Source organism: Shinella granuli, from assembly GCF_004341885.1.
GTDB lineage: Bacteria > Pseudomonadota > Alphaproteobacteria > Rhizobiales > Rhizobiaceae > Shinella > Shinella granuli.
This window is the reverse complement of the sequence record NZ_SLVX01000077.1, coordinates 1-2,927: the sequence shown is the minus strand read 5'-3', so window position 1 is coordinate 2,927 and position 2,927 is coordinate 1. Positions and strand designations below refer to the sequence as shown.

Sequence of the window (2,927 nt, the reverse complement as noted above, 5' to 3'; positions counted from 1 at the left end):
GGCGCCGGGGAGGGTTCGGGCATATCGGACGATGCCTACCGTACGGCCGGGGTGACGGTGGTGGAGGATGCGGCTGCGCTGGTGGCGGCGTCGGACGTCATCGTCAAGGTCCGCCCGCCGATGACGGCGGAAGTCGGCCTCCTGTCGCCCGGCAAGACGCTGGTCTCCTTCTTCTACCCCGGCCAGAACGGTGAGCTTCTGGAGCAGGCCCGTTCGAAGGGCGCGACCGTCATCGCGATGGACATGGTGCCGCGCATCTCTCGCGCGCAGAAGATGGACGCGCTGTCGTCGATGGCCAATATCGCCGGCTACCGCGCGGTGATCGAGGCGGGTAACCATTTCGGCCGCTTCTTCACCGGCCAGATCACCGCCGCCGGCAAGGTGCCGCCGGCCAGGGTGCTGGTCATCGGCGCGGGTGTGGCGGGCCTTGCCGCCATCGGCGTCGCCACCTCGCTCGGCGCGCAGACCTATGCCTTCGACGTGCGTCCCGAGGTCGCCGAGCAGATCGAGTCGATGGGCGCGGAGTTCGTCTATCTCGATTTTGCCGATGGTCAGGGGGGCGGCCAGCAGGATGGCGCGGCGACCGGCGGCTATGCCGCCCCGTCCTCGCCGGAGTTCCGCGAGACGCAGCTTGCCAAGTTCCGCGAGCTTGCCCCGCAGATGGACATCGTCATCACCACGGCGCTGATCCCCGGCCGCGATGCGCCAAAACTGTGGCTCGCCGACATGGTGGCGGCGATGAAGCCGGGCTCCGTCGTCGTCGACCTTGCCGCCGAACGCGGCGGCAATTGCGACCTGACGGTGGCCGACCAGAAGATCGTCTCGGACAACGGCGTCACCGTCATCGGCTATACGGACTTCCCGAGCCGCATGGCCGCGCAGTCCTCGGCGCTCTACGCCACCAATATCCGCCACATGCTGACGGATCTGACGCCCGGCAAGGATGGCGTCATCGTGCACAATATGGAGGACGACGTCATCCGCGGGGCGACAGTCACCTTCGATGGCGCGATCACCTGGCCTCCGCCGCCGCCGAAGATCGCGGCCATCGCCGCCCAGAAACCCAAGGAGAAGGCCAAGGAACCGACGCCGGAGGAAAAGCGCGCCGCGGAAGCCGCCGCCTTCAAGGCCGGGACGAAGAACCAGCTGGCGCTGCTGGCCGTCGGCACGGCGGCTCTCCTGATCGTCGGGGCCTTCGCGCCCGCCGCCTTCATGAGCCACTTCATCGTCTTCGTGCTCGCCTGCTTCGTCGGCTTCCAGGTCATCTGGAACGTCTCGCATTCGCTGCACACGCCGCTGATGGCCGTCACCAATGCGGTCTCCGGCATCGTCATCCTCGGCGCGCTGCTGCAGATCGGCTCCGGCAACGGGCTGGTGGTGGTGCTGTCGGCGCTCTCGGTGCTGATCGCCACGATCAACATCGTCGGCGGCTTCCTCGTCACCCGGCGCATGCTCGCCATGTTCCAGAAATCCTGATCGGGTAGGGCTCATCAACATGACGATCGGTATCGTTTCGGCCGCCTATATCGCGGCAGCCATCCTCTTCATCCTCTCGCTCGGCGGTCTGTCCGGCCAGGAAAGCGCCAAGCGCGCCGTCTGGTACGGCATGGTGGGCATGGGCCTTGCCGTCATCGCCACGGTCTTCGGGCCCGATGTCGGCAACGGGTTCGTCATCGTGCTGATGATATCGGGCGGCGCGGTGCTCGGGGCTTACGTCGCCTCGCGCGTGCAGATGACGGAGATGCCGCAGCTCGTCGCCGCGCTGCATTCCTTCGTCGGCCTTGCCGCCGTCTTCATCGGCTTCAACGCCCATATCGAGGCGGCCCATGTCGCAGGGCTCGACGAGGCCGCCCGTTCCGCGCTGACCGGCTTTGCCGCGCTCCTCGCCCACAAGGAGCCCGTCGAGCTCACGATCCTGAAGGTCGAGGTGTTCCTCGGCGTCTTCATCGGCGCGGTCACCTTCACCGGCTCGGTCGTCGCCTTCGGCAAGCTCGCCGGCAAGGTCGACGGCAAGGCGAGGAAGCTGCCGGGCGGCCATGCCCTCAATGCCGGCGCGGCGCTGCTGTCGCTCGTCCTGCTCATCCTCTATGTCAACGGCGCCGAGGCCTGGACGCTTGTTCTCATGACGCTCGCCGCCTTCTTCATCGGCTATCACCTGATCATGGGCATCGGCGGGGCCGACATGCCGGTGGTCGTCTCCATGCTGAACTCCTATTCCGGCTGGGCGGCCGCCGCCATCGGCTTCACGCTCGGCAACGACCTTCTCATCGTCACCGGCGCGCTGGTCGGCTCGTCGGGGGCGATCCTCTCCTACATCATGTGCAAGGCGATGAACCGCTCCTTCGTCTCGGTCATCCTCGGCGGCTTCGGCGCCACGGCCGGCCCGCAGATGGAGATCACGGGCGAGCAGATCGCCATCGATGCGGAGGGCGTCGTTGCCGCCCTCAACGAGGCCGACAGCATCGTCATCGTGCCGGGCTACGGCATGGCGGTGGCGCAGGCCCAGCAGTCGGTCTCGGAACTGACCCGCAAGCTGCGGGCTTCCGGCAAGACCGTACGCTTCGCCATCCACCCCGTCGCCGGCCGCCTGCCGGGCCACATGAACGTGCTGCTTGCCGAAGCCAAGGTCCCCTACGACATCGTGCTGGAGATGGACGAGATCAACGAGGACTTCCCGAACACCGACGTCGTCATCGTCATCGGCTCGAACGACATCGTCAACCCGGCCGCCCAGGAAGACCCGAACTCGCCGATCTCGGGCATGCCCGTCCTCGAAGTGTGGAAGGCCAGGCAGGTGTTCGTCTCCAAGCGCGGCCAGGGCACCGGATATTCCGGCATCGAGAACCCGCTCTTCTACAAGGACAACACCCGCATGTTCTATGGAGATGCAAAGAAGAGCATCGATCAGTTGTTGCCGGCACTGGCGT

The 2,927-nt window shown here is 66.6% G+C and carries 2 protein-coding genes; both read left to right on the top strand.

The window, feature by feature from the left end; all coding sequences use genetic code 11:
• Positions 1-1,476 (top strand): Re/Si-specific NAD(P)(+) transhydrogenase subunit alpha (locus tag EV665_RS31925; protein WP_133037255.1); only part of this gene is annotated, 1,476 nt, incomplete at its 5' end.
• A 19-nt stretch (positions 1,477-1,495) separates the two neighbouring features.
• On the top strand, positions 1,496-2,927 hold a 1,432-nt coding region (locus EV665_RS31920), incomplete at its 3' end, for an NAD(P)(+) transhydrogenase (Re/Si-specific) subunit beta (RefSeq protein ID WP_133037254.1).